The sequence below is a fragment of the Reyranella sp. GW821-FHT12G01 genome (genome assembly GCF_058806575.1).
On record NZ_JBXAPV010000001.1, the window covers coordinates 887,846 to 913,062 of the forward strand.

The window sequence follows — 25,217 nt, forward strand, 5'->3', positions numbered from 1 at the left end:
TGCGTGACGAACGACGTGGCGAGTGATCTGGCGCGGCTGAAGGATCTGTGCGCTGGCGACGGCGAACGGATCGACCTTCTCGAGGCGGGCTTCCTGCTGAGCAAGCTGGGGCGTGCCGAGGCGATCGAGCTGGCGCCCTTCCGCCAGCAGGTGACGGCGATGTCCACCGACCTCGCGGACCTCGTGCATCGCCGCGGGGACTCGGCCGAAGCACTGTCCGAAGTGATCGCGCGCTCCTACGCCTATCGTGGCGACAGCGAGACCTACGACGATCTGCAGAATGCGGACCTCGTGCGCGTCATCGAGCGACGCAAGGGCCTGCCGGTGGCACTGTCGATCCTTTATCTGCATGTGGCGCGCGCCCAGGGTTGGGCGGCCGAGGGCCTGGCCTTCCCCGGTCATTTCCTGATCCGCATTGGCATCGACGGTGCGCGGCATGTCGTCGACCCCTTCCACGAGGGGGCCGTGCGCGATGCAGCCGACCTGCGCAAGCTGCTGCGCCAGGTCCTTGGACCCGATGCCGAACTGGCGCCGGGGCATTTCGACCCTGTTTCCGACCGCGACGTGCTGCTGCGCCTGGAAAACAACGTCCGGCTTCGCCTCGCCAAGCGCGAGGACTGGCCGGGCGCCGCCCGTTCGCTCGACCGCATGCTGGCGATCGCGCCGGACCGGGTGGAGCTCCTGTTCGAGGCTGGCCAGCTCAATGCGCGGCTCGACAAGCGGCGGGCGGCCATCGCCGCCTATGAGCGCATCCTCCAGCTCGACGGCGATGCCGGCCTGCGTCGCCGCGCCTCGGCCCTGTTGCAGGAACTGCGCCGCGGCCTTAACTGAAACCCTGTCGACCTTCGTCCCGAGCCCGCAATCAGGATCAGCCCATGAAGCTCAGCGTCGCCATCCAGATGGACCATGTCTCGACGATCGATATCGACGGCGATTCGACCTTCGTGCTGGGACTGGAAGCCGAACGGCGCGGACATACGGTATGGCACTACACGCCGCCGGATCTCATCTTCCGTGACCGCAAGGTGATGGCGCGCGCGCAGCCAATGACGCTGCGCCGCGAGAAGGGCAACCACTTCACCCTGGGCGCCCCCGAGATGCTCGACCTGTCGACGATCGACGTGGTGCTGCTGCGCCAGGATCCGCCGTTCGACATGTCGTACATCACGACGACGCACCTGCTCGAGCACATCCATCCCAAGACGCTGGTGGTCAACGATCCGGCCAGCGTGCGCAACGCGCCGGAGAAGCTGTTCGTCACGCATTTCGACAATGTGATGCCGCCGACCTTGATCACGTCGGATGCGCGCGCGTTGCGTGAGTTCCGCGACGAGCACAAGGACATCATCCTGAAGCCGCTGTTCGGCAATGGCGGCGCCGGCGTCTTCCGCGTGCGTCCCGACGACGAGAATTTCGCCTCGCTGCTGGAGATGTTCTCGCAGCGCAGCCGCGAGCCGGTGATCGCCCAGCGTTATCTTCCCGAGGTCCGCAAGGGCGACAAACGCATCATCCTGATCGACGGCAAGGCGGTCGGTGCGATCGATCGCGTGCCGGCCGAAGGCGAGGCGCGCTCCAACATGCATGTCGGCGGCAAGGCGGTGAAGGCCGGGCTGACCAACCGCGAGATCGAGCTTTGCGAGACGATCGGGCCGGAGCTGGCGAAGCGCGGCCTGATCTTCGTCGGCATCGACGTGATCGGCGGGTATCTCACCGAGATCAACGTCACCTCGCCGACCGGCTTGCAGCAGATCAACCGCTTCGACGGTGTTTCGCTCGAGGCGCAGATTTGGGACCGCATCGAGGTGCGTTACCAGGAAACCCGAAGGAGCAAGTGATGATCCGACGCACGTTTCTTTCCCTGTCGATGATCCTGCCGGCCGGCGTGGCCTTCGCGCAGGCTTCGAGCTCCGACCTGTTCGGCCAGAAGCAGATCGTGAAGTCGGTGACTGACGGCGACGAAGAGAAGGTCCGCCAGGCGCTGCTTCGGGGTGAAAGCCCCAACCAGACGGCGAACAACGGCACGCCGCTGCTGACCGTGGCGGTCCAGGCGGGCCAGATCCCCGTGGTCGAGACCCTGCTGAAAGGCGGCGCGGTGGTCGATGCCGTCGATCGCGACGGCTACACCGCCCTGCTGCGTGCGGCCGAGAAGAACGATGTCGACATCATCGAGATCCTGCTGCGGCGCAACGCCAGCGTCCGTTCGCAGAACCGCCAGGGCCAGACGGCCCTGATGATCGCGACGACGCGCGGCTATGCCGAAATCGTCAAGATGCTGCTGGCCAAGAAGGCCGATCCCAACATGCGCGACTTCACCGGCCGCACGGCGCTGACCTATGCGCGCCAGAACAACCGGGCGCCGATCGAGGCGATGCTGCGGACGGCCGGCGGCAAGGAATGACGACGGCCGGGGCGGCGCCGATCCGGATCACCGGTTCGCTGTCGATCGACCCGGACGAGATCCAGGAAAGCTTCGTGCGAGCCGCCGGACCGGGCGGCCAGCACGTCAACACCACCTCGACGGCCGTCCAGCTTCGCTTCGACGTGCGGCGTTCGCCGTCGCTGCCAGACGATGTCCGGGAACGGCTGGAGCGACTGGCGGGACGGCGCCTGACGCGTGACGGCGTGCTGGTCCTGGTGGCCCAGGGCCAGCGCAGCCAGTTGCGCAACCGCGAGGAGGCGCTCGCCCGCCTGATCGAGTTGATCCGCGAGGCGACCCACAAGCCGGCGCCGCGCGTGAAGACCAAGGTGAGCCGCGCCGCCAAGCGCCGGCGGGTCGATGACAAGAAGCGTCACGGCGCCGTCAAATCCCTGCGGCGTGGGCGGTCATCCGACGACTGACGACGCAAAATGTTTGCGTTAGTGTCGCAACCTCAAACAGATGAGGTGGCGTGTGGCAGACGTTCGCAAGGAAACAGACAGCCTCGGCGAGGTAAGCGTTCCCGCCGACAAGCTCTGGGGCGCCCAGACACAGCGCTCGCTCGAGCATTTCAGCATCGGCAAGGACCTGATGCCGCGCGAGATGATCACCGCCTACGCGACGCTCAAGAAGGCCTGCGCCAATGCCAACCACGACGGCAAGCGGCTCGACGACACTGCGCACAAGCTGATCGTCGAAACCTGCGACGAGATCCTGGCCGGCCAGCATCACGACATGTTCCCGCTGCACGTCTGGATGACCGGCAGCGGCACGCAGTTCAACATGAACGTGAACGAGGTGATCTCGAATCGCTGTTGCCAGCTTGCCGGCACGCCGCTCGGCTCGAAGAAGCCGGTGCATCCCAACGACCACGTGAACATGTCGCAATCGTCGAACGATTCGTTTCCGTCGACGATGTACGTCGCGGCCGCGGTCAACACCAAGGAGCGCCTGCTGCCGTCCTTGAAGGCGCTGCATGACGCGATGGACGCCAAGGCCAAGGAGTGGGCCGACATCGTGAAGATCGGTCGCACCCACATGCAGGATGCGACGCCGATCACGCTCGGCCAGGAATGGTCGGGCTATGCCGGCATGCTGGCCGACAATATCGAGCGGATCGAGGATGCGCTGAAGGGCGTCTATCGCCTGGCGCTGGGCGGCACGGCGGTCGGTACCGGCATCAATGCAGCGCCGGGCTTTGCCGAGGAAGCGGCGGCGGAAATCGCCAAGCTGACGGGCCTGCCGTTCGTGACGGCACCCAACAAGTTCACGGTGCAGGGCGCGCACGATGCGCTGGTCCAGCTCTCGGGCGCGTTCCGCACGCTCGCCGTCTCGCTCTACAAGATCGGCAATGACATCCGCCTGATGTCGTGCGGCCCGCGTGCCGGCTTCGCCGAGTTGCACATCCCGGAGAACGAGCCGGGCTCGTCGATCATGCCGGGCAAGGTCAACCCGACCCAGGCCGAGGCGCTGACCATGATCGCGGTGCAGGTCATGGCGAACGACGTGGCGGTCGGCTTCGGCGGCGCCAGCGGCTATCTCGAGATGAACGTCTACAAGCCGCTGATGATCTACAACATCGCGCACTCGATCACGCTGATGACCGACGGCTGCGCCAACTTCCGCAAGTTCCTGGTCGAGGGCACCCAGCCCAACCTCAAGAAGATCAAGGAATATGTCGACCGCTCGCTGATGCTGGTGACGGCGCTGGCGCCGGTCATCGGCTACGACAAGGCCTCGAAGATCGCCCACTACGCGATCGACCACGACCTTACCTTGAAGGAAGCCGCGTTGAAGCTCGAGTATGTGACCGAGGCCGAGTTCAACCGCGTGGTCGACCCGTCCAAGATGGTCCATCCGTATGTCGCGACGGAGTAGGGGCGAGCGCCCCTAACTCTCGACGATCCAGCGCCGCTCGCTCATGAAGCGGGCGGTGGCGAGGCCCAAGGCCATGCCGCCGACGATGAAGCAGCAGCCGGCGAGGGACTCGACGGCGGCCAGCACGTTGCCTTCGTTCAGCAGCACGATGGTGCGGAAGGCGAAGATGCCCGGCGTCATGATGATGATGCTGGGCACGGTGAAGCAGATGCGCGGCTGATGGAGCCAGTGCTTGCCCAGCGACGCCAGCAGGCCGACGACCAGCGCGCCGACGAAGGTCGCAGCCGGCAGGATCAGCCCGGCATCGTGCAGCGCGAGGCGGAGCTCGTTGCCGGCCAGCGAGAGCAGGCCGACGGTCAGTACCGTCCGCATCGGACTGTTGTAGAGCAGGGCGAAGCCGACCCCGCCGGCAAGGCTGGCCAGCGCGCGGAACAACAACGTAACGGGCTCATAGCTGAGACTTGCGGCCGGCGGCGATACGTCGGTCAGGCCGGCGATTGCCGTGACCGCTGACAGGCCGAAGGCGGCGGCCAGCAGGATCATGGTGGCGTAGAAGAGCCGCGCTATTCCGGCCACGGTCTGGTGCTGCACGAGGTCGAGCAGGGCGGCGACCAGCGGGAAACCCGGCACCAGGAAGAGGACCGACGAGATGAAGCCGACGGCCATCGTGGCCGAGAAACCGCGCCCGGCGAGGCCGAACACGATCAGGCAATAGAGGCCCGAAGCGAGCACCGCGCAGACGGCGGTGACGGCGTACTGGTTGAGCTTGCGGCGGAACATCAGCGCCCGCCCGGCCTGGCCGACGGCGCCGGCCACGACCGCCGCGCCAGTTGCCAGCAGGTCGCCGCCGTTCAGATAGGAGAAGGCCGCTGAGGCGAGGCCGATGGCGATCGCCACGGTCGGCAGGGCATGAAGTCCCGGCATTTTCTCGATCGCGTCGAGATCCTTCGCGAGCGCCTGCGCCGTCAGCCCGGGCGTGCTGGAGTCAGCCAGCCGTTCGAGCGCCCCGATACGATCGGCATTGATGCCCGGCGAGCCGACGTCGCAGGTGAGCGTCGTGACTTCGCTGCCGCGCCGTGCGGTGGCCGACATGGCGTCGAGCGTGACCTGCACCGAGAGATTCTCGATGCCCATGTCATGGGCCAGCCGGACCATGGCGGCCCGCACGCGGAAGGCGGTGTCGCCGGCGCGCAGCAACATCGCGCCGAAGCGCAGCAGGACGTCGAGCGCCTCGGTGAGCTGGGCCCGCGGGTCGGTCATCAGACCGTATGCAGGCCCAGCACTTCGGCGGTGTCCTTGCGCACACGCTCGACCAGCGCGGCGTCGGTCTTGAGGTCCTGGCCGTAGGAGGGGATCATCTCCTTGAGCTTGGGCACCCAGTGGCCGGTGAGCTGCTGGTGGAAGCAGTTCTCCAGCATGTGGACCATGATCCAGACCGCGGTCGAGGCGCCCGGAGAGGCGCCGAGCAGGGCCACGATCGAGGAGTCGGCCGAGGAGACGATCTCGGTGCCGAACTCCAGCTTGCCGGTACGCGCGACGTCCTTCTTGATGATCTGGACGCGCTGGCCCGCGACGTCGAACTCCCAGTCCTTCTCGTCGAGGTTGGGATAGAACTCGCGCAGCGCATCGAAGCGATGGGCCTTGGTCTGCAGCACCTGGCCGACCAGGTATTCCTCGAGCGGGAGATTGTCCCGCGCCACGGCGAGAAGCTGCAGGAGATTGTCCGGCCGCAGCGAGAGCGGCAGGTCGAACATCGAGCCGTGCTTCAGGAACTTGGTCGAGAAGCCGGCATAGGGTCCGAACAGCAGCCAGCGCTTGCCGTCGACATAGCGCGTGTCGAGGTGAGGCACGGACATCGGCGGCGATCCGCTGGCCGCCATGCCGTAGACCTTGGCCATGTGGCGCGTGGCGATCTCCTGCTTGCCCGAGCGCAGCCAGATGCCGCTCACCGGGAAGCCGGCGAAGCCGTCGGCTTCGGGGATGCCGGATTTCTGCAGCAGAGTCAGCGCCGCGCCGCCGGCGCCGAGGAAGACATAGCGTGCGCCCAGCGTCTTCTTGCCGTGGCCCTTCTCGTCCTTGACGTCGAGCGTCCAGCCGCCGTCAGTGCGGCGGTGCAGGCCGGTCACCTGCTGGGAGAACTCGATCGAGAAGCCTTCCTGGCGTCGCAGATAGGTCAGCAGGTTGGTGGTGAGCATGCCGTAGTTCACGTCGGCACCGGTCACCATGTAAGTGGCGGCGACGGGCTGCGCGGGATCACGGCCTTCCATGATCAGCGGCGCCCATTCGGCGATCTGCTTGTGATCCTCCGAATATTCCATGCCGCGATAGCAATGATGGGCGCTCATCGCCGCGTGGCGCTTCTTCAGGAAGGCCTGGCGGTCGGCGCCGATCACGAAGCTCATGTGCGGCACGGGATGGATGAACGTGTGCGCCGCCTCGATCGCGCCCTTCTTGATCAGGTACGACCAGAACTGCCGCGACATGTCGAACTCGACATTGACCTCGAGCGCCTTGGAGATGTCGACGCTGCCGTCGGGCCGCTGCGGCGTGTAGTTCAGCTCGCAATTGGCGGCGTGGCCGGTGCCCGCGTTGTTCCACGGGCCCGAGCTCTCCTGGGCCTCGCCTTCCAGTCGCTCGACGATATGGATCTTGAGGTGCGGCTGCAGTTCCTTGAGGAACGTGGCCAGCGTCATGCTCATGATGCCGGCGCCGACCAGGACGACATCGAAGTCGCCGGTATGATTGTCTGCCATGAAACTCTCCTATCGGCGGTCTTTAGGGGGTGGCGCGCTTGAACGGCACCGGCGCATCCTTGCCCAGCACGACATAGAGACGCCGCCAGGGCTGATCGTCGACCAGCCGCCAGGTGTGGCCGCCGCCGGTCGTGTCCTCGGCCAAAAGGATGTCGCCGGGCGCCAGCGTAAAGTGCTGTTCGCCACGGGTCTTGAAGTCGAGCGTGCCGGCCAGGGTAATGACGAGCTGGCGGACCGGCGCGGTGTGCCAGGCATAGGTGCCGCCCGGCTCGGTCTCCTGCAGCGAGGCGCTGGTGACGTCGATCTTGCCGCTTAAAAGGTCGCCATGGGCGCCGGGCTTCAGGTCGATCCAGCCTTCTTCGACATGCGAATTCTGGTCTTCGCCCGTCCAAATCCGAACACATCGAATCATGCCGCCGCCTTGCATTTGCACTGTTGGCGCGACGGTAATACGGGCCCTTCCGACTGGCAACAAAACGGTCGATGCATTAAGGCAGATCAAGCGAAACGATGTGTCGACTGTCCGGGGGAGGACTGGAAGATGGCGACGCTGCTGGTGAAGAACGCGCTCGTCGTCACCATGGACGAGCAACGCCGCGAACTCGCCGAAGGCGGGCTCTACGCGGTCGATGGCGTCATCCGCAACGTCGGCCCCAGCGCTTCGCTGCCCTCGACCGCCGACACTGTCATGGATCTGAAAGGACACATCGTCCTGCCGGGCCTGATCAACGGCCATCACCATCTCGACCAGACGCTGACGCGGGCCCTGCCGGCCGCGCAGAACAACAATCTCTTCCGCTGGCTACAGGCGCATTACCGCCTGTGGGCGGCGCGCACGCCCGAGGCCAGCCGCACCGCCACGCTCGTGGGCTGCGCCGAGCTGGCGCTGTCGGGCTGCACGACGGTGTTCGACCACGCCTACGTCTTCCGCAACGGCTGCGCCGTCGACGACCAGATCGCGGCAGCAAAGGAGATCGGCATCCGCTTCGCGGTCTCGCGCGGCTCGATGTCGCTCGGCCAGTCGAAAGGCGGCCTGCCACCGGATGACTGCGTCGAGGATGAGGACGACATCCTGAAGGATTGCGAGAGAGTGATCGCGCGCTATCACGATGCCGCGCCGGGCTCGATGACCCAGATCGTGCTGGGGCCGTGTTCGCCCTTTTCCGTGACGCCCGAACTGCTGCGCCAGTCCTCGGCGATGGGTCGCAAGAACGGCATCCGCCTGCACACCCATCTCTGCGAGACGCTCGACGAGGAACGCTACACGCTCGGGCGCTGGAGCATGCGCCCCGTCGACTACATGCGCTCGGTCGACTGGGCGGGCGACGACGTCTGGTACGCCCATGCCATCCATGTGAACGATGCGGAGATCCTCGAATTCGCGAAGGCGGGGATCGGCGCCTGCCATTGCCCGTGCTCCAACATGCGGCTGGCCTCCGGCATCGCGCCGGTGATGAAGTACCGACGCGCCGGCGTGAAGGTCGGCATCGGCGTCGACGGCTCGGCCAGCAACGACGGCAACCACATGCTGGGCGAGGTGCGTCAGGCGATGCTGCTGGCTCGCCTGCAGATCGGTCTGCGTCCTCCGGAAGGCCCCGACACGACCATTCCGACGTCGGACCCCAGCCGCGACGGCGAATGGATGACCGCGCGCCAGGCTCTCGAACTCGCCACCCTGGGCGGCGCCTCGTTGCTCGGCCGCGACGACATCGGCTCTCTCGCCGTCGGCAAGCAATGCGATTTCTTCGCGCTCGATCTCAACAGCCTGGCCTATGCCGGCGCGCTGGCCGATCCTGTCGCGGCGACCCTGTTCTGCGCCCCGCAGACTGCGCGCCACACGGTGGTCGCCGGAAAGCCCATCGTGCGCGACGGCAAGGTCGTGACCATCGACATCGAACGTACGGTGGCTGAGCACAACCGCCACGCCGCCCGCCTCGCGGCGATGGCATAAGGTTCGCCTCCAAACAGGAGTCCCCAACAACCCACGAATAAGCTAGAAAACCCTCAAGTCTCCGTAACCCACTCGGCTCGAGCTGCGGTTTCGACAGTTCTCGAGAGGCAAACCAGCCATGGGCGACAACTTGGATCTTCAGGCCGAACCCGTCCCAGCCAAGCGTGTCTATTCGACGCCTGAACTCGAGGTCCTGGGGACACTGAAGAACCTGACCCGCTCCGTCGGCAACTCAGGCGCCAAAGACGGCCAGCAGACCGGGAACCGCAAGAAGACCAGTTTCTAACGTCCGGAGCCTCTTCGGTTTCACCGGCCAAATCCTGTCTTGGCGAGCTGTCCCCGCGACGTGCTAGGATGGCTATGAGGCAAACAGGGAGTACGGAGGCTCCCACCGACGGTCCCCAGGGGAACGTCGGCACAGCCTTAAATCCAAGTGTCCCCGTAGCTCAGCCGGATAGAGCAGCGGTTTCCTAAACCGGAGGTCGGAGGTTCGAATCCTCTCGGGGACGCCATACCCTTTCCGGGCTCTGCTCCATCAAAACTTCACTGTAACGGTGTTGTCTCAATCGGGCTTCGCGCCCGACATCCTGACCACTTTCGCCCACTTGTCGGTCTCCTCGACCAGCAGCCGGCCGAAGTCGGCGGGTGAGCCCGGCAGCGGCGTGGCGCCGAGTTCGACGAGGCGGGTCTTGATCGTGGGATCGGCGAGCGCCTTGTTGGTCTCGTCGTTCAGCTTCGCGATCACGTCGGCCGGCGTGCCCTTGGGCGCGCCGATCCCGTACCAGGGGCTGGCTTCGTAGCCTGGCAGGAACTCGGCCATCGTCGGCAGATCGGGCAACAGGTCGGAGCGGGTCGAGGTCGTCACCGCGAGCGCGCGCAGCTTGCCCGACTTGATGTACTGGATGGCCGACGCGACGCTGGAGAAATAGACCTGCACCTGCCCGGCCAGCAGGTCGGTGAGGGCCGGCGCGCCGCCGCGATAGGGGATGTGCACCATGTCGACGCCGGCCATCATCTTGAACAGCTCGCCCGCGACGTGCTGCGGGCTGCCGTTGCCGGCCGAGGCCATGCTGACCTTGCCGGGATTGGCCTTCACGTAGGCGATGAATTCGGGAACGGTGGTCGCCGGCACCGACGGATTGAGCAGCATCACGTTGGGCACGCGACAGATGCCTGCCACCGGCGCGATGTCCCGGGCGAAGTCGAAACCGAGCTTGTCGTAGAGGGTGGCGTTGATGGCGTTGGCCGTCGAGGCCAGCAGCAGCGTGTATCCGTCGGGCGGCGCGCGCACCACGGCTTCGGTCGCGATGTTGCTGCCGGCGCCGGGGCGGTTCTCGACCACGAAGGGCTGGCCGAGCTTTTCAGCCAAGTACTGGCCCATCAGCCGCGCCAGGACGTCGTTCACGCCGCCCGCCGCGTAACCAACCGTCAGGCGAACCGGGCGGGACGGATAGGCCTGTGACCAGACCTGACGTGGAAGAAGGAGAGCGGACGCCGCAAGACCGAGATAGTGCCGACGCCGCATCTCTTTCACTCCCACACGCTGCTTTGATCAAGCAGCGCGGAGACTGCCTCCGCGAGGGAGGCTTGGCAAACGCCTATCGCCAAAAGATGGCGAGCAGGATGATGATCGGAATCGGAATGCCCAGAAGCCAGAGAAGGATCGAGCGGCCCATTTGATGTCTCCTCGAGTGCGACAGGTTGAACGCTCTATCTGACGTGGAAGATCACAAGCCGCGCGGGCGTCGAACCGTTCTCGACAATGACCGCACCGACCATCCATGATCCTCTCGTGACAGTGCGGATTTCCAACGGGGCAACTGGCCCCTTGGTTGCATGGGACCGCGCAACTCAAGGCTCTTCCTGGCGTTCATGCAGGGCTTATTGGAGTACGCGTTCTTGGCTCTTCTCGACGGTCGCACGATCCTCATCGTTGAAAACGATCCGGCCATCGGGCTGGACCTCAGGGCGACTCTGTTCGCTTCGGGCGCGACGCCCGTGGGACCGGCGAACAGCGTCGAAGGCGCCTTCGCACTGATCGCCGATCATGCGATCGATGCCGCCATCCTCGACATCCGCCTGCACAAGGACGAGCTGGTGTTCCCGGTCGCCGACACGTTGCAGGCGCTGCGCGTGCCGTATGTCTTCGCCAGTGGTCGCTCCACCGCGTTGATGCCGTTGCGCCATGGCGACAGGCCGTTCTTCGACAAGCCTTTCCGGCCCGAGCAGATCGTCCAGGCGCTGGCGAAGATCCTGTCCGCCGCGTCCTAGAATTTTCTTCGGAATGAGAAGAGGTCGGCGTCGGGATCGTCCTGACCGGCAATGGCCGCCGAGATCACCTGCGCCGACAGCATCGAGAAGGTGATGCCGTTGCCGCCGTAGCCGAGGGCCGCGAAGCAGTTTCTCATGCCCGGCACGGCGCCGATCGAGGGCGAGCCGGTCGGCGACGCACCGAAGCTCCCGGCCCAGGCATAGTCCGCCTGCGGTCGAACCCACGGCATCAGGCGGGCGAGCTTTTCCTCCAGTGACGCGATCTTCTGCGGCATCAGCGCGTCGCGCGTGGCCTGGTCGATCGAGGCTTCGTCCTCGCCGCCGCAGATGATGCGACCCTGCGGTCCGATGCGCAGATAGAGATAGGGATCCGAGGCTTCGCTGATCAGCACTTCGTCGCGCCACGCCGCGCGCGGCTGCGGCCGCGTCGCGAGCGCCCAGGTCGACGTCACGGTGTGGCCCTTGCGCGGCACGCCCTTGGGCATCTCGTAGCCGGTGGCGAACACGGCCGCCTTGGCCCGCAGCGACGGGCCGCCGGCGGTATGGACGATCGCACCCGACGCCAGCGGCTGGATTTCGATTGCTTCAACGGGCGCATAGAGGCGAGCCTTTCGGGCCAGTGCGGTCTGCAGGAAACCGGAGGCGAGCCGTCGCGGATCGGCGGCGAGACTGCCGTGACCCAGCAGCGCCGCGCGGCCAGCGATGCCGTAGGCGCGCTTTACATCTCCTCGGTCCAGAAAGGAGACCTCGAAGCCGGCGCGCTGGCGAGCTTGCCCTTCCTCGCGTAGGCCGTCGGCATCCAGTTCGTCGCCCTGCAGGTAGAGCGAGCTGCGACGCGCGACATCTTTTGCCAGTCCCAGCCGGTGCAGGCGTTCGTCGAGGGCATCGAGGGCGAGTTTGGATCGTCGCCACAGTCTTTCGGCCCGCGCGAGACCGATCCGCCGGCCGAGGCGACTGAGGGGCACGTCGAGTTCGTATTGCAGGAGGGCGGTCGAGGCGGTCGTCGAGCCGGCCAGCGGGCCGCGACGGTCGATCATGACGACGTCGAGGCCGTCCTCGGTCAGGCGCTCCGCGATCAGCGCGCCGCTGATCCCGGCACCGATCACGACGACGTCGCAGGAGAGGTCTCGGCGGAGGCGCTGCACCGGGATCTGCGGGACGGGAAGGCTTTGCCAGACACTGCGTCCGGTGCGCAGCTTTCGATGCTGGGTCGCACTCATCGCAGGCCCAACGGAAACGGCGGCGCAACGTTGCAACGGCCTTCCTTCACGCGCGTTGGCCGGCGAGTCCCGTCATTTTCGCAGGAGAGTACGATGCCCACGCCCAAGGAAATCGAAGAGAAGTTCTGGTCCGCCCTGAAGTCCGACATGACCATGATGCTGGGGCTCGACGGCGTGGAGGATGGCCACACCCGTCCGATGACCGCGCAGCTCGATGGCGAACAGCATGGCCCGATCTGGTTCTTCACGAGCCGGGACAATCTCATCGTCCAGAAACTCGGATCGGGGCAGGGCAACCGCGCCATCGCGACCTTCTCGTCGAAGGGTCACGACTTGTTCGCCACGGTCCATGGCGGGCTGACGCTCGACAACAATCCGGCGGTGATCGACCGCTTGTGGAACCGCTTCATCGCCGCCTGGTTTGAGGGCGGCAAGACTGACCCCAAGCTGGCGCTGCTGCGGCTGGACGCCGAGCGCGCGGAGATCTGGCTCGATGCCTCGAACGTCCTCGCGGGAATCAAGATGCTGCTCGGCGTCGATCCGAAGCCCGACTACAAGGACAAGGTCGCGCAAGTCAGCCTGCGGGGCTGACCATGGCGACGACTACGATCAATCGCGTCCCGCTCAACACCACCCAGGCGGTCAATAGCCGCATCGAGGCGGCGACAGGCGCACGCCTGCGCTATTGCGCCGGCAATCCGCTCAGGATCGCGCGGCGCCTGCGCGAGCTCGATCGCGAATGGGATATCGAGCGCGTGCTCGAGACGAATGCCTCGGTGGTGGCGCTCCTGGGGATCGTCCTTGGAAGCGCCGTCAATCGCCGCTGGCTGTTCGTGCCTGCCGCCGTGACGGCGTTCCTCTTCCAGCACGCGGTGCAGGGCTGGTGTCCGCCTCTGCCGATCCTGAGACGGCTGGGCGTACGGACGTCACGCGAGATCGAGATCGAGCGCGTGGCGCTGAAGATCCTGCGCGGCGATTTCGAGGAGACGCCCGCGCCGCTGAAGAGCCGGCGCCTGGCCAAGGACATCATCGAGATCGCCCGCGCCTGAGGCGCGGGCGGCAGATCGGCGGATGCGACCTCAGTCGCCAGCGGCCGGAACGCCCTCGGCGGGAGGCGGCGGAGTATTCTTCTTCGCCTTCTTGGCCTTGCCGCGCTCCTCGAAGCGCTGCAGCACGGTGAAGAACGACGGCACGAACAGCACGGCCAGGCAGGTCGAGGCGATCATGCCGCTCATCACGCACATGCCGAGCGAGATGCGCGAGTTGGCGCCGGCGCCGGTCGCCGTCACCAGCGGCACGACACCGAGGATGAAGGCGAACGAGGTCATCAGGATCGGGCGGAAGCGGGTGCGTGCCGCATCGATGGCCGATTCCATGATCTCCATGCCCTCGGCGCGACGCTCGCGTGCCACTTCGACAATCAGGATGGCATTCTTGGCGCCGAGCGCGATCAGCAGCATCAGGCCGATCTGCGTGTAGATGTTGTTGGCGAGACCCACTGCGGTCAGCGCAATGGCGGGACCGCTCAGCGCCAGCGGCACCGCGAGGATGACGCCGAGCGGCGCGATCCAGCTTTCGTACTGGCCGGCGAGGCAGAGATAGACCAGCAGGATGGCCAGCGCGAAGACATACATCAGCTGGTTGCCGACGATGTTCTCCTGATAGGCCATGCTGGTCCATTCGTAGCTGGTGCCGGGCGGCAGGATCGCCTTGGCGATCTGGTCCATCAGCTCGATGCCCTCGCCCGAGCTGAAGCCGGTCGCGGGCGAACCCACGATCGCGGCCGACGGATAGAGGTTGTAGAGGCTGATCAGCGGCGCGCCGAGGGCCGGCTTCAGCTCGGCAATGGCGCCGATCGGCACCATCTGGCCGTCGAGGTTCTTCACCTGCAGCTTCAGGATGTCCTCGGGCCGCGTGCGATACTGCGAGTCCGCCTGGATATAGACCTGCAGGCTGAGACCGAACTTGTTGAAACGGTTGACGTAGGCCGAGCCCATGTAGCTCGACAGCGTCGTGAAGACGTCGCCGACCGGCACGCGCAGCGACTCGGCCTTCACGCGGTCGACCTCGATCCGTACGTGCGGTGCGCCGGCGCGGAACGAGGTGACGAGGTTGGTCAGCGCCGACTGCGTGCTGGCGTTCTGGATCATCGTGTCGGTGATGGCCTGCAGCTTGGTGTAGTCGAAGCTGCCGTCCCTCTGCTCGATCTGCATCTGGAAGCCGCCGGCATTGCCGATGCCCTGGATGGCGGGTGGCACGATGACGAAGGCGCGGCCGTCCTCGAGCGACTTCAGCTTCTCCATCAGGCCGAGCACGATCGAGCGCAGGTCCTGGCCGGGCTGCTTCAGGCGCACGTCCCAGTCCTTGAGGATGACGTAGGACACGGCGGCGTTCGCGAGCGACGAGTTGCTGTCGAGCACCGACATGCCGCCCAGCGCCACCACGTTCTCGACGCCGGGCGCGGCCATGGCGATCTCGGCGGCCTTGTGCAGCGTGGCCCCGGTACGCTCGAGCGAGGCGCCGTCGGGCAGCTGCACGCCGATGATCACGTAGCCCTGGTCCTCGTTCGGGATGAACGCCGTCGGCAGGCGCGCGACGCCCCAGCCGCCGATTCCGGCAGCGATGAGCGCGATGACGACCATGATGCCGGCACGGTGGACCATGTGGCCGACGATCCAGGCATAGCCATCCTCGAGCTTGTTGTAGACCTTGTTGAAGCTGCGGAAGAAGATGTTGCGCTTCTCCGGCGGCGTCGCGGACCGCAGCCACATCGCGCACTGGGTCGGCTTCAACGTGGCGGCATTGATGGCGCTGATCAGCGCGGTGGCCGCGATCACCAGGGCGAACTGGGCGAACATCTGCCCCGTGAGGCCCGGCAGGAAGGCGGCCGGCAGGAACACGGACATCAGGACCAGCGTGATGCCGATGACGGGGCCGAACAGCTCGTCCATCGCCTTGATCGAGGCGTCGTGCGGCGTCATCCCTCGTTCGATGTGATGCGCCACGCCCTCCACGATCACGATCGCGTCGTCGACCACGATGCCGATGGCCAGCACGATGCCGAACATCGTCGTGGTGTTGATGGTGAACCCGAGTGCGGCCATGGCGGCGAAGGCACCGATGATCGTGACGGGAATCGTGGTCGCTGGAACCAGCATGGCGCGCCAGTCCTGCAGGAAGATCACGATCACGATCAGGACCAGGATGCCGGCCTCGATCAGGGTCATGAAGACCTCATGGATCGAGGCGGTCACGAAGCGCGTGGTGTCGAACGGCACCTCGTAGGCAAGGCCCGGCGGGAAGGACTTGGACAGCTCGGCCATCTTGGCCTTCACGCGCTTGGCGACGTCGAGCGCGTTGGCGTCGGGGAGCTGGTAGATCGCGATGCCGGAGTTGGGCTTGCCGTTGATGTGCGAGGTCTGGGAGTAGGTCTGGGCGCCCAGCTCGACCCGGCCGATGTCGCGTACCCGCACGATGCGGCCGCCATTGCCCTGGTCGGCCTTGACGATGATGTTGCCGAACTCTTCCGGCGTACTGAGGCGTCCGACGACGTCGATCGTGTACTGGAAGTCGAGGCCCTTGGGGGCCGGCGGCTGGCCGACCTGGCCCGCCGTGACGTCCTGGCTCTGCTGCTGGATGACCTTGCTTACATCCGAGGGCGTCAGGCCGAAGGCGTAGAGCTTCTGCGGATCGAGCCAGACGCGCATCGAATACTGGCCGACGCCCAGCACGTTGACGTTGCCGACGCCGGGCAGGCGCGCGAGCTCGTTGACGAGATTGATGGTGGCGTAGTTGCTGAGAAAGAGGTCGTCGTAGCGCTGGTCGGGCGACGTCAGCGACACGATCTGCAGGATCGACGTCGACTTCTTCTGGACGACGAGGCCCTGCGCCTGAACGGGTGCCGGCAGCGAAGCGAGCGCGGCGCTGACCTGATTCTGCACCAGCACCTGCGCGAAATCGAGATCGGTGCCGATCTCGAACGTCACCGTGAGCGTGTAGGTGCCGGAGTCCGTGCTGTAGGACTGCATGTAGATCATCTTCTCGACGCCGTTGACCTGCAGCTCGACAGGCAGGGCGACGTCGTTGACGACCACGGCAGCGCTCGCACCCGGATAGGTCGTGGTGACCTGGACCGTGGGCGGCACGACGTTGGGATATTGCGCGACCGGCAGGGTCGCCAGGGCCACGCCGCCGATCAGCACGATGATGATGGCGAGGACGTTGGCCAGAACTGGCCGGTTGATGAAGAACGCGGAGATCATGGCTGCGTTTCCCGGCCGGTCACTTGGGGGCGGCGGGCGTGCCGTCGGTCGTAACGGGGATGGGCGTCACCTTGGGCACGACCTTGGCACCCGGAATGGCGGCGCCGTTCAGGTTGAGGACGACCTGGTCGTCGGGCTTGAGGCCGGTCGAGATGACGCGCAGCCCGTTGGCGAGAAGTTCGCCAGTGGTGATGCGCGTCTGGGTGACGACATTGTCCTTGTTGACGGTCAGCAGGTACTTGCCGGCCTGGTCCTCGCCGATGACGCGGTTGGGCACCAGCAGCGACGCCTGCGCGCCCAGGCCCTTGGGGATCTTCACCCTGACGAAGAAGCCGGGGATGAGCACCCGCGTCGGATTGTTGAACAGCGCGCGCACCAGGATCGTGCCGGTCGTCGCGTCGAGTTCGGGCGACACGTAGTTGAGGAAGCCCTTGTGGGGGAAGCCTTCCTCGTTCATCAGGCCGATCTCGACCGGGACCTTGCTGAGCTCCTCGACGTCGATGCGACGGTCTTTCAGGTTCTGGCGGATCTGCAGCACGTCCTGCTCGCTCATGTTGAACGTGACGTACATCGGGTCGAGCTGGACGATCGTGGCGAGCTTGGTGGCCGTCGAGGCGCCGACCAGTTCGCCGACCGAGATCAGATGCTTGCTGACGATACCGTCGAACGGCGCCGCGACCGTCGTGTAGCCCAGGTTCGTCTGGGCGATCGTGAGGTTGCCCTCGGCGTTCTCGACATTGGCCCGTGCATTGTCACGCTTGGCCTTGGCGCTGTCGAAGGTGTTCTGGGCGGAGACGTTCTGGCGGAGCAGGGTCTCCTGGCGGGTGAACTCGGCTTCGGCCTGGGCCAGCGTGGCCTTGGCGCCGTCGAGCTGGGCTTCACCCTCCTTGACCTTGGCCTTGTACATCGTCTGCTCGATGCCGAAGAGCTGCTGGCCCTTCTTGGCTTCGGAACCGTCGACATAGTTCTGCGAGGTCAGGAAGCCCTCGACGCGGGCGACGAGGTCGACGGTTGCGAAGGCCACCGTGTTGCCGGTCAGCACCTCGAAGGGCGCCACCTCCTGTTTCACCGGAACGCCGACACTGATTTCGGCCGGCGGTGGCGGCTGGAACTTGTTCTCGGGCTTGCAGCCCGTCACCAGAGCGGCCAGCGCGACCATGGTCACCAGCGGCGGCAGCGCACGGCGCGGCTTGGCGACATTACCTGCAGTGACTGCAAAAACTACGGCTTCATCGCTACGATTCGACATATTTCCGACGATGCTCCCCGCGAGGCCGGCCCCAGCGTTAGCGCATCCCATGCACGATTGCCACCGCCCAGCGGCGTCACACTCGCTTGAACAGGAGCGACAGATTGTTCGCCGGCATCTCGACGATTTCCGGCCCGGAAAAGCCCCGCCCGCGGGCGAGTTCGGTGACTGCCTCCAGGTCGCGCACGCCCCATGCGGGATTGCGCCGCTTGAGATCGGCGTCGAACGCCTCGTTGCTGGGCGCGGTATGCCGGCCGCCGCGACGGTAGGGGCCATAGGTGAAGAGCAGTCCGCCCGGCGGCAGCAGACGCGCCGCGCCCGAGATCAGCCCCACTGCGGCCTCCCACGGGGCGATATGGATCATGTTGCAGCAGAGCACCGCGTCCGCCCGCTCGACCGGCCAGGTCTCGCGGGTGACGTCGATCTCCAGCGCCGGCCTGACATTTGGCAGGCCGAGCGTCCTGACCCAGTCGTCGACGCTGGCGCGCGCGCCGGCATCCGGGTCGCTGGGCTGGAAGGTGAGCCCGGGCCGGGCGGCGGCGTAATGCACGACATGCTCGCCGGTCCCGCTGGCGATCTCCAGGACCAAGCCCTTCTCGGGCAGATGGGGCTGCAGCACGTCGAGGATCGGTTGCCGGTTGCGGGCCGCCGCCGGTGCTTCGCGCTTCATCGTGCCTCCTGAATGGCCTGCCAGATCCGCGAAGGGCTCGCCGGACCGTCGAAGCCTTTCACGCCCAGCGGCGCCAGCGCGTCAAGGATGGCGTTGGCGATGGCGGGGAAGGCCGCGATCGCGCCGGCCTCGCCGCAGCCCTTCACGCCCAGCGGATTGGTCGTGCAGCGCGTGGGATTGAAACCCAGGTCGAAGGACGGCAGGTCGTCGGCGCGCGGCAGGGCATAGTCCATGAATGAGCCGGCCACCATCTGGCCCGACACGCGGTCGTAGGTGGCGTGCTCCAGCAGCGCCTGGCCCGAGCCCTGTGCCATCGCGCCGTGCGCCTGGCCGGTGGCGATCATCGGATTGACCAGCACGCCGTAATCGTCGACCGCGGTGTAGCGGGCGAGGTCGACCCGGCCGGTGTCGCAATCGATCTCGACCTCCACGACGTGCGCGCCGTTGGGAAAGGTCATGTGCTCGCGCTTCCAGGCATGGAAGGTGTCGAGCGGCTTGCCCTTGTCGCGACCGAGGGCGGCCACCTCGATCAGGCCGATGGCGCGGTCGGTGCCGGAGACGACGAAGCGCCCGTCCTCGAAGCGGATGTCGGCTTCCGAGGCTTCGAGCGCGTCGGCGGCCAGCGCCGTGCCCTTGGCGATGATCTCGTCGGAAGCCCGCCAGATCGCCGTGCCGCCCATGTAGGTGGCGCGCGAGCTGCCGTGGCCGCCGCCGAAGGGAATGGCGTTGGTGTCGCCCTGCACCAGCCGGATGCGCGCGTTGGGAACGCCCAGCCGGTGGGCGAGGATCTGCGGAAACGTCGTCTCGTGGCCCTGGCCGATATGCTGCGTGCCGGTGATCAGCGAGACCGTGCCGTCGACCTCGAAGCGCACGTCGACATTCTCGTCGGGCGGGCCACCAGTCGCCTTGATGTGATAGGCGAAGCCCAGGCCGCGCAGCCGGCCGCGCCGCTCGCTATCGCGCCGGCGTGCGTCGAAGCCGGTACAGTCGGCGCGGGCCAGCGCATGGTCGAGCGATTCGGCAAAGTGGCCGCTATCGACTTCGAAGCCGAATGCATTGGTCATCGGCATCGCCTCGGGCGGCACCATGTTGCGGCGCCTGAGCTCGGCGCGATCGAAGCCGGTCTGGCGTGCTGCGGCATCGATCAGCCGCTCGACGATGTTGATCGCCTCGGCGAAGCCCGGTCCTCGCGTCACGCCGATCGGCGCGGTGTTGGTGACGACCGCCACGACGTGAAGGGCGATCGAGGGGATGCGATACACCGAGCCCTGCAGGTGGATGTACTGATAGGTCTGCACGCCGCCACCCGCGCCTGCCATGTAGGCGCCGAGATTGGCGAGGCTCGCGATCGTGAGGGCTAAAAACTTGCCGTTGGCGTCGAGCGCCAGCGACGCTTCGGCCTGCATGTCGCGGGCGGCATGGTCCGACAGGAACACCTCGCTGCGGTTGGCGATCCATTTGACTGGCCGGGCAACGCGGCGGGCCGCCCACAGGATCAGCGCGTGTTCGACATAGGCGAAGTTCTTGGCGCCGAAGCCGCCGCCCACGTCATGCGCCACGAAGCGCACGTCCTTGGCTTCGGCGCCGAGCGAGCGGGCGACGAAGTTGCGGTTGATGTGGATGTTCTGGCTGGAGACGTGGAGCGTGTAGCGGCCGGTCGCGGGATCGAAGGTGCCGACGCCGCCGCGCGGCTCCATCGGATTCATCACGATGCGATGGTTGTCGAGGGTGAGCGTGACGACATGCGCCGCCGTGGCGAAGGCCGATGCGGCGCCTTTCGTGTCGCCGGTATGCCAGTCGAGGCAGGTGTTGTTCGCGATCTCGTCGGCGAGTTGCGGCGCGCCCGTTGCACGCGCCGCTTCGGCCGAAGTAACGGCCGGCAGCATCTCGTAATCGACGATCACCCGCTCTGCCGCATCGAGCGCCTGGGCGTGCGTCTCCGCCACGATCAGCGCCACCGGCTCGCCCGCGAAGCGGACCTTGTCGGAGGCCAGCAGCGGCTGCGGGGCGAAGGCGAAAGGCTCTCCGGTCTGCACGTTCGCCTCGGCATAGGGGCGCAACGGCTTCAGCCCGTCGGCGGTGGCATCGGCCGCGGTGAGGACGGCGAGCACGCCGGGCGCTGCCTGTGCCGCTTTCGTGTCGATCGAACGGATCAGCGCATGGGCGTGCGGAGAACGCAGCATCACGGCCTGCGCTACGCCGTCGAACTTGAGATCGTCGAGATAGGCGCCGTGGCCGGTGACGAACCGCGCATCCTCGCGCCGTTTCGGCGAGTCGCCCATCCGTTCGATCGTCATGTCCGCAACGTCTCCGCGTTCTGTGCCTGACGCTTCTCGTCCCACCAGTCACGCATCTGGAGGCCCCAGTAGGCAAGCTGCGTCGCCGCCCGTCCCACGGGACCGCCCGCCCAGCCGGTGCCGAAGGGCCTGAACAGCGCCGCTCGGGACGGATCGCCGAGGATGCCCGCCGCGACTGCATCGGCGCCCGCCGCCGTCTGCGCCACGCCGTGGCCGCCGAAGGCCGAGCAGATCCAGAGGCCGGGTTCGATCTCGCCGACCTGGGGCATCTTGTGCGGCGCGTAGCCCATGATGCCGGGCCACGCATGGGCGATGCCGATGTCGCCGAGCTGCGGATAGACCGAGAGGATGTCGCCACGCATCATCTCGCGCAGGCGCGGCGGCTCGTTCGTGTCGGTCGTGATGCGGCCGCCCCACAGCAGCCGGTCGCCGTCGACGACGCGGTAATAGTCGCCGGCGCGGCGCGTGTCGGAGATGGCGCCGGTCCAACGGATCGCGTCGCCGAGACAGGCGCCGAGCTTGTCGGTCACGGCCACGTAGGTCGCGACCGGCAGCACGGCGCCGGCCATGCGCCGCTGGACGCGGCCGAGATCGGCATTACCGGCCAGCACCACATGGCGCGCCCTGACGGCGCCGCGCGGCGAGCGCAGCCGCCAGCCGCTGCCGTCCCGCGTCAGCTCGACGGCGTCGGTGTCCTCGTGGATCGCACCGCCCTGCCGCTCGATGTCGGCGGCCAAAGCGAGCGCGAGGTTCAGCGGATGGATGTGGAACGAGGTCGGATCGTGGATGCCCTGATGGTAGCGCGTGGTCGCGAGCACGCCGCGCACGCGCGATGTGTCCCATGGTTCGAAAGCGGCACCGAGTTGATCGGCGATCTGGCGCATACGGTCGGCGAACCCCGAGCCCTGGTCGGTGCGCGAGACGCTGAGTTTGCCCTGGCCCATCAGGATGTCGGGTCGGCCGAGTTCGGCGATGGCGTCGCGCACGATCGCCACGCCGCGCTGCGATTGAGCGTAGAGCCTGCGCGTGTGATCGAGGCCGAGCTGCTCGATCAGCGCGCCGGATCGCTGGGCATAGCCCGGACCGACGAAGCCGCCGTTGCGGCCCGACGCGCCCCAGCCGATGCGCCGGCGCTCCAGCACCGCCACACGCTTGCCCTGCCGCGCCAGCAACCGCGCGGTGTGCAGGCCTGCGAAGCCGCCGCCCACGACGGCGACATCGACCTCCTCCTGCGACGCGAGAGGCGCGCGGTAGCGGGTTTCGTCTCGCGTGGCGGCATACCAGCTCGCCGGATAGTCGTTCTCGGCCATTCCATTCTTCTCCGCGAGAAGAGGTGCCACGGGAAGGCTTGCGCGGTCACGCCCTCTCCCGCACTAATTTTACCAGGGACTTTCTACCGGCTCTCGCAATTCTGGAGGACGCATGTCGATCGATTTCGATGCGGTGATCATCGGCGCGGGCTTCGGTGGCATGTACATGCTGCACCGCCTTCGCCAGAAGGGTTTTACGGCGCGTGTGTTCGAGGCCGGCAAGGGCGTCGGCGGCACCTGGTACTGGAACCGCTATCCCGGCGCGCGCTGCGACGTGGAAAGCGTCCAGTATTCCTACCAGTTCTCGCCCGAGCTGGAGCAGGAATGGGAGTGGAGCGAGCGTTACGCCACCCAGCCCGAGCTGCTGCGCTACGCCAACCATGTCGCCGACCGCTACGACCTGCGCCGCGACATGCGCTTCGAGACCAAGGTGAGCAAGGCGACCTTCGACGAGGCTGCCAACCTGTGGAAGGTCGAGACGGAAAAGACCGGCGACTCCGATGCGGCCGAGACGGTGACGGCAAGGTTCGTCATCACGGCGATGGGCTGCCTGTCCTCGCCCAACACGCCGAAGATTCCCGGCCTCGAAGACTTCAAGGGGCCGACCTATCACACTGGCAACTGGCCGCATGAAGGCGTCGACTTCACCGGCAAGACGGTGGGCGTGATCGGCACGGGCTCCTCGGCCATCCAGTCGATCCCGGTGATGGCCGCGCAGGCGAAACACCTCACCGTGTTCCAGCGCACCGCCAACTACACGGTGCCGGCGCACAACAAGCCGCTCGATCCCGACTATGTGCGGCAGGTGAAGGCGAGCTATCCCGAGATGCGCAAGCGCGCCAAGACCAAGCCGGCCGGCATCGACTTCATCATCAATCCCGCCTCGGCCGCCGAGACGTCGGAGGAGGAGCGCAACCGTGCCTTCCAGGCGCGCTGGGATTACGGCGGGCTGGGCTTCATGGCGTCCTTCTCGGACCTGCTGCTGAGCGACGAGTCCAACAAGCACGCGGCCGACTTCGTGCGCGCCAAGATCGGCGAGGTCGTGAAGGATCCCCAGACCGCTGCGGCGCTGGTGCCGAAGAACATCATCGGCTGCAAGCGGCTCTGCGTCGACACCGGCTACTGGGCGACCTTCAACCGGCCGAACGTGACCCTGGTCGACATCAGCGACGAGCCGATCGAGCGCATCACCGCCGACGGCCTGCGCGCCAAGGGCGAGAACTACACGTTCGACTGCCTCGTGCTGGCGACCGGCTTCGACGCGATGACCGGTGCGTTGCTCAAGGTCGATTTCCGCGGCCGCGGCGGCGTCTCGCTGAAGGAGCGCTGGAACGAGGGGCCCAAGACCTATCTCGGCCTGACGGTCGTCGACTTCCCCAACCTGTTCATGATCACCGGCCCGGGCAGCCCCTCGGTGCTGACCAACATGCTTCCCTCGATCGAGCAGCATGTCGACTTCATCGCCGACTGTCTCGAGGCGTTGCGGGCCAGGGGCAAGACGGTGATCGAGGCGGAGCCGGAGGCCCAGGAAGCCTGGGTCGGCCATGTCGGCGACGTGTCGAACATCACCCTGCGTTCGACCTGCAGCTCCTGGTATGTCGGCGCCAACATTCCCGGCAAGCCGCGCGTGTTCATGCCCTATATCGGCGGCCTGCCGGCCTACATCCAGGCCTGCGAGAAGGTCGTGGCCAACGGCTACGAGGGCTTCGCGCTGGCCTGAGGCGACTCTAGATACGACGGGCGAAGGGACGCTCGCTCCAGTTCCTGTAGAAGGCCTGGCGCTGGGCGGTGTCCAGCACCTTGCCGGCATCGGTCATGGCCTGGGTCATGCGCTTCGACACCGTGTCGACGGACTGGATCTGCTGCTTGCGCAGCCGTTCGATCGCGGCCGGGTCGACCTTGTCCGCGCTCATCGCCTCGCGCAGCGCGGTGTCGGTGGTGGCGCGCTGGTCGCGCAGCGGCTGAACCTCGTGCAGCGCGGCTTCGATGATGCCGACGATCTCGATCTTCTGGTCAAGCGTGGCATTGGTGCCGGTCAGGGCTTCGTCGACCCGACGCTCCAGCGCCTCGGGGTAACGCGCCGCCACGACGGTGATGACGCCCGGCGCATCTGTCTCGGCCCGCACAGGAACTGAGAAGGCGATGCTGGCAGTGAAAGCCAGGGCCAGGATGCTCTTGAGGGTCGGCGTCGTCATGTCGGTCTCCCACGCTGGGCTGTGCGTTTCGCGTGAGGACAATGTGCCGGTCGCCGGTTTCGCGTTCTTCTCGCGAAGGTAAAGTTGTGTAAACGGCGCCCGGCGAGGTCCGGCGTTGACGCCCGCTGCCGTATCGTCTTAAGTGTTAACTTAATGGTTAACTAAAGAAGCCACACGAGGACAGCATGCTGAAGATCCTGGCCATCATCGGCGTGGTCGTCGTCGTGGCGATTGCGGCCGTTCTTGTCTACGCCGCCACCAAGCCCAATTCGTTCCGTGTGGAGCGTTCGGCGGCGATGAATGCGCCGCCCGAGAAGATCTTCCCCTATCTCGAGGGGCTGAAGCGCTGGACCGAATGGTCGCCCTACGAGGGGCGGGACCCCGACATGAAGCGCACTTACAGCGGCGCGGAGAGCGGCAAGGGCGCCGTCTACGAATGGGACGGCAACAAGAATGTCGGTTCCGGCCGCATGGAAATCCTCGAGTCCAAGCCGGCCCAGAAGGTCGTGATCAAGCTCGATTTCCTGAAACCCTTCGAAGGTCACAACACCGCGGAGCTCACGGTGGAACCAAAGGGCGGTCAGACGATTGTCACCTGGGCGATGTACGGTCCCAGCACCTTCATGACCAAGCTGATCGGCACCTTCATGGACATGGACAACATGATCGGCCGGGATTTCGCGGCTGGATTGGCGAAGCTGAAGACCGTCGTCGAGAAGTGAACCCCCACTTGTCGAGGAGGATC

At 66.4% G+C, this 25,217-nt stretch carries 23 protein-coding genes and 1 tRNA gene; 13 read left to right on the plus strand and 11 right to left on the minus strand.

Annotated elements, in window-relative coordinates; translation table 11 throughout:
* The first annotated feature begins 3 nt into the window (after positions 1-3).
* Genes AC1RP5_RS04375 through fumC form a run of 5 tightly spaced genes read left to right on the plus strand, consistent with a single transcriptional unit; the run spans position 4 to position 4,294 of the window.
* Positions 4-831 (plus strand): SirB1 family protein, encoded by an 828-nt coding sequence (locus AC1RP5_RS04375; protein ID WP_493109361.1) that lies wholly within the window; start codon positions 4-6, stop codon positions 829-831.
* 44 nt (positions 832-875) lie between these two features.
* Positions 876-1,835 (plus strand): glutathione synthase, encoded by a 960-nt coding sequence (gshB, locus tag AC1RP5_RS04380; protein WP_493109362.1) that lies wholly within the window; start codon positions 876-878, stop codon positions 1,833-1,835.
* Positions 1,835-2,398: an ankyrin repeat domain-containing protein gene (locus AC1RP5_RS04385; protein WP_493109363.1), complete on the plus strand. Its 564-nt coding sequence runs from the start codon at positions 1,835-1,837 to the stop codon at positions 2,396-2,398. Before gshB ends, AC1RP5_RS04385 begins: the two co-directional genes overlap by 1 nt.
* Positions 2,395-2,838: an alternative ribosome rescue aminoacyl-tRNA hydrolase ArfB gene (gene arfB, locus AC1RP5_RS04390; RefSeq protein ID WP_493109364.1), complete on the plus strand. Its 444-nt coding sequence runs from the start codon at positions 2,395-2,397 to the stop codon at positions 2,836-2,838. Before AC1RP5_RS04385 ends, arfB begins: the two co-directional genes overlap by 4 nt.
* A 52-nt stretch (positions 2,839-2,890) precedes the next feature.
* Positions 2,891-4,294 (plus strand): class II fumarate hydratase, encoded by a 1,404-nt coding sequence (gene fumC, locus AC1RP5_RS04395; RefSeq protein ID WP_493109366.1) that lies wholly within the window; start codon positions 2,891-2,893, stop codon positions 4,292-4,294.
* Between the two features lie 12 nt (positions 4,295-4,306).
* On the opposite strand, the gene AC1RP5_RS04400 is transcribed toward fumC, so the two are convergent.
* Genes AC1RP5_RS04400 through AC1RP5_RS04410 form a run of 3 tightly spaced genes read right to left on the minus strand, consistent with a single transcriptional unit; the run spans position 4,307 to position 7,459 of the window.
* Positions 4,307-5,554 carry a threonine/serine exporter family protein gene (locus AC1RP5_RS04400; protein ID WP_493109367.1) on the minus strand — a complete coding sequence of 416 codons (1,248 nt, stop codon included), beginning with the start codon at positions 5,552-5,554 and terminating at the stop codon, positions 4,307-4,309.
* Entirely contained in the window at positions 5,554-7,047 is a 1,494-nt protein-coding gene (gene mqo / locus AC1RP5_RS04405; protein ID WP_493109368.1) for a malate dehydrogenase (quinone), read from the minus strand. Before mqo ends, AC1RP5_RS04400 begins: the two co-directional genes overlap by 1 nt.
* Positions 7,048-7,069: 22 nt before the next feature.
* Positions 7,070-7,459 (minus strand): cupin domain-containing protein, encoded by a 390-nt coding sequence (locus tag AC1RP5_RS04410; protein ID WP_493109370.1) that lies wholly within the window; start codon positions 7,457-7,459, stop codon positions 7,070-7,072.
* Positions 7,460-7,588: 129 nt separating this feature from the next.
* Here AC1RP5_RS04410 and AC1RP5_RS04415 point away from each other — a divergent pair, with 129 nt between their 5' ends.
* The 3 genes from AC1RP5_RS04415 to AC1RP5_RS04425 all read left to right on the plus strand — a co-directional run bounded on the left by AC1RP5_RS04415 (position 7,589) and on the right by AC1RP5_RS04425 (position 9,510).
* Entirely contained in the window at positions 7,589-8,998 is a 1,410-nt protein-coding gene (locus AC1RP5_RS04415; RefSeq protein ID WP_493109371.1) for an 8-oxoguanine deaminase, read from the plus strand.
* A gap of 118 nt (positions 8,999-9,116) precedes the next feature.
* Positions 9,117-9,284 (plus strand): lasso RiPP family leader peptide-containing protein, encoded by a 168-nt coding sequence (locus tag AC1RP5_RS04420; protein ID WP_493109373.1) that lies wholly within the window; start codon positions 9,117-9,119, stop codon positions 9,282-9,284.
* 149 nt (positions 9,285-9,433) lie between these two features.
* Positions 9,434-9,510 (plus strand) — tRNA-Arg (locus AC1RP5_RS04425).
* Between the two features lie 50 nt (positions 9,511-9,560).
* Here the strand turns inward: AC1RP5_RS04425 and AC1RP5_RS04430 are convergent.
* Entirely contained in the window at positions 9,561-10,523 is a 963-nt protein-coding gene (locus AC1RP5_RS04430) for a tripartite tricarboxylate transporter substrate binding protein (RefSeq protein WP_493109374.1), read from the minus strand.
* Between the two features lie 374 nt (positions 10,524-10,897).
* On the opposite strand from AC1RP5_RS04430, the gene AC1RP5_RS04435 reads away from it, so the two are divergent.
* Positions 10,898-11,269 carry a response regulator gene (locus AC1RP5_RS04435; protein WP_493109375.1) on the plus strand — a complete coding sequence of 124 codons (372 nt, stop codon included), beginning with the start codon at positions 10,898-10,900 and terminating at the stop codon, positions 11,267-11,269.
* On the opposite strand, the gene AC1RP5_RS04440 is transcribed toward AC1RP5_RS04435, so the two are convergent.
* Entirely contained in the window at positions 11,266-12,414 is a 1,149-nt protein-coding gene (locus tag AC1RP5_RS04440; protein WP_493109376.1) for an NAD(P)/FAD-dependent oxidoreductase, read from the minus strand. The genes AC1RP5_RS04435 and AC1RP5_RS04440 overlap by 4 nt on opposite strands.
* Positions 12,415-12,582: 168 nt before the next feature.
* On the opposite strand from AC1RP5_RS04440, the gene AC1RP5_RS04445 reads away from it, so the two are divergent.
* Both AC1RP5_RS04445 and AC1RP5_RS04450 read left to right on the plus strand, forming a co-directional pair.
* On the plus strand, positions 12,583-13,080 hold the full coding sequence (locus AC1RP5_RS04445; RefSeq protein ID WP_493109377.1) for a pyridoxamine 5'-phosphate oxidase family protein: 498 nt from the start codon (positions 12,583-12,585) through the stop codon (positions 13,078-13,080).
* Between the two features lie 2 nt (positions 13,081-13,082).
* The gene (locus AC1RP5_RS04450; protein WP_493109378.1) at positions 13,083-13,538 is read left to right on the plus strand and encodes a hypothetical protein; all 456 of its coding nucleotides are present in this window, start codon (positions 13,083-13,085) and stop codon (positions 13,536-13,538) included.
* Positions 13,539-13,568: 30 nt separating this feature from the next.
* Here the strand turns inward: AC1RP5_RS04450 and AC1RP5_RS04455 are convergent, their stop codons facing one another.
* The 5 genes from AC1RP5_RS04455 to AC1RP5_RS04475 form a co-directional block, all read right to left on the minus strand.
* Positions 13,569-16,751, minus strand: a complete 3,183-nt coding sequence (locus AC1RP5_RS04455; protein ID WP_493109379.1) for an efflux RND transporter permease subunit — start codon at positions 16,749-16,751, stop codon at positions 13,569-13,571.
* Between the two features lie 19 nt (positions 16,752-16,770).
* The gene (locus AC1RP5_RS04460) at positions 16,771-18,000 is read right to left on the minus strand and encodes an efflux RND transporter periplasmic adaptor subunit (RefSeq protein WP_493109380.1); all 1,230 of its coding nucleotides are present in this window, start codon (positions 17,998-18,000) and stop codon (positions 16,771-16,773) included.
* A 76-nt stretch (positions 18,001-18,076) separates the two neighbouring features.
* A complete protein-coding gene (locus tag AC1RP5_RS04465; RefSeq protein WP_493109381.1) occupies positions 18,077-18,670 on the minus strand; it encodes a DUF938 domain-containing protein in 594 nt (197 codons plus the stop codon).
* Positions 18,667-20,967 (minus strand): xanthine dehydrogenase family protein molybdopterin-binding subunit, encoded by a 2,301-nt coding sequence (locus tag AC1RP5_RS04470; RefSeq protein WP_493109382.1) that lies wholly within the window; start codon positions 20,965-20,967, stop codon positions 18,667-18,669. Before AC1RP5_RS04470 ends, AC1RP5_RS04465 begins: the two co-directional genes overlap by 4 nt.
* Positions 20,964-22,277, minus strand: coding sequence for an NAD(P)/FAD-dependent oxidoreductase (locus AC1RP5_RS04475; RefSeq protein WP_493109383.1), 1,314 nt, complete (start codon positions 22,275-22,277; stop codon positions 20,964-20,966). Before AC1RP5_RS04475 ends, AC1RP5_RS04470 begins: the two co-directional genes overlap by 4 nt.
* Before the next feature lie 112 nt (positions 22,278-22,389).
* Between AC1RP5_RS04475 and AC1RP5_RS04480 the strand changes: the two genes are divergently transcribed.
* Positions 22,390-23,997 carry a flavin-containing monooxygenase gene (locus tag AC1RP5_RS04480; protein WP_493109384.1) on the plus strand — a complete coding sequence of 536 codons (1,608 nt, stop codon included), beginning with the start codon at positions 22,390-22,392 and terminating at the stop codon, positions 23,995-23,997.
* A 7-nt stretch (positions 23,998-24,004) separates the two neighbouring features.
* On the opposite strand, the gene AC1RP5_RS04485 is transcribed toward AC1RP5_RS04480, so the two are convergent.
* Positions 24,005-24,472, minus strand: coding sequence for a Spy/CpxP family protein refolding chaperone (locus AC1RP5_RS04485; RefSeq protein WP_493109385.1), 468 nt, complete (start codon positions 24,470-24,472; stop codon positions 24,005-24,007).
* A gap of 185 nt (positions 24,473-24,657) precedes the next feature.
* Here AC1RP5_RS04485 and AC1RP5_RS04490 point away from each other — a divergent pair, with 185 nt between their 5' ends.
* Entirely contained in the window at positions 24,658-25,194 is a 537-nt protein-coding gene (locus AC1RP5_RS04490; protein ID WP_493109386.1) for an SRPBCC family protein, read from the plus strand.
* Positions 25,195-25,217 lie beyond the last annotated feature (23 nt).

Bases quoted from the DNA above. Each gene is read 5' to 3' on its own strand.
- AC1RP5_RS04410 (WP_493109370.1), bottom strand. From the start codon at position 7,459: ATGATTCGATGTGTTCGGATTTGGACGGGCGAAGACCAGAATTCGCAT.
- gshB (WP_493109362.1), top strand. From the start codon at position 876: ATGAAGCTCAGCGTCGCCATCCAGATGGACCATGTCTCGACGATCGAT.
- arfB (WP_493109364.1), top strand. From the start codon at position 2,395: ATGACGACGGCCGGGGCGGCGCCGATCCGGATCACCGGTTCGCTGTCG.
- AC1RP5_RS04430 (WP_493109374.1), bottom strand. From the start codon at position 10,523: ATGCGGCGTCGGCACTATCTCGGTCTTGCGGCGTCCGCTCTCCTTCTT.
- AC1RP5_RS04400 (WP_493109367.1), bottom strand. From the start codon at position 5,554: ATGACCGACCCGCGGGCCCAGCTCACCGAGGCGCTCGACGTCCTGCTG.
- AC1RP5_RS04480 (WP_493109384.1), top strand. From the start codon at position 22,390: ATGTCGATCGATTTCGATGCGGTGATCATCGGCGCGGGCTTCGGTGGC.
- AC1RP5_RS04460 (WP_493109380.1), bottom strand. From the start codon at position 18,000: ATGTCGAATCGTAGCGATGAAGCCGTAGTTTTTGCAGTCACTGCAGGT.
- AC1RP5_RS04475 (WP_493109383.1), bottom strand. From the start codon at position 22,277: ATGGCCGAGAACGACTATCCGGCGAGCTGGTATGCCGCCACGCGAGAC.
- AC1RP5_RS04470 (WP_493109382.1), bottom strand. From the start codon at position 20,967: ATGACGATCGAACGGATGGGCGACTCGCCGAAACGGCGCGAGGATGCG.
- AC1RP5_RS04450 (WP_493109378.1), top strand. From the start codon at position 13,083: ATGGCGACGACTACGATCAATCGCGTCCCGCTCAACACCACCCAGGCG.
- AC1RP5_RS04465 (WP_493109381.1), bottom strand. From the start codon at position 18,670: ATGAAGCGCGAAGCACCGGCGGCGGCCCGCAACCGGCAACCGATCCTC.
- AC1RP5_RS04385 (WP_493109363.1), top strand. From the start codon at position 1,835: ATGATCCGACGCACGTTTCTTTCCCTGTCGATGATCCTGCCGGCCGGC.
- AC1RP5_RS04485 (WP_493109385.1), bottom strand. From the start codon at position 24,472: ATGACGACGCCGACCCTCAAGAGCATCCTGGCCCTGGCTTTCACTGCC.
- AC1RP5_RS04490 (WP_493109386.1), top strand. From the start codon at position 24,658: ATGCTGAAGATCCTGGCCATCATCGGCGTGGTCGTCGTCGTGGCGATT.
- AC1RP5_RS04420 (WP_493109373.1), top strand. From the start codon at position 9,117: ATGGGCGACAACTTGGATCTTCAGGCCGAACCCGTCCCAGCCAAGCGT.
- AC1RP5_RS04455 (WP_493109379.1), bottom strand. From the start codon at position 16,751: ATGATCTCCGCGTTCTTCATCAACCGGCCAGTTCTGGCCAACGTCCTC.
- mqo (WP_493109368.1), bottom strand. From the start codon at position 7,047: ATGGCAGACAATCATACCGGCGACTTCGATGTCGTCCTGGTCGGCGCC.
- AC1RP5_RS04415 (WP_493109371.1), top strand. From the start codon at position 7,589: ATGGCGACGCTGCTGGTGAAGAACGCGCTCGTCGTCACCATGGACGAG.
- AC1RP5_RS04445 (WP_493109377.1), top strand. From the start codon at position 12,583: ATGCCCACGCCCAAGGAAATCGAAGAGAAGTTCTGGTCCGCCCTGAAG.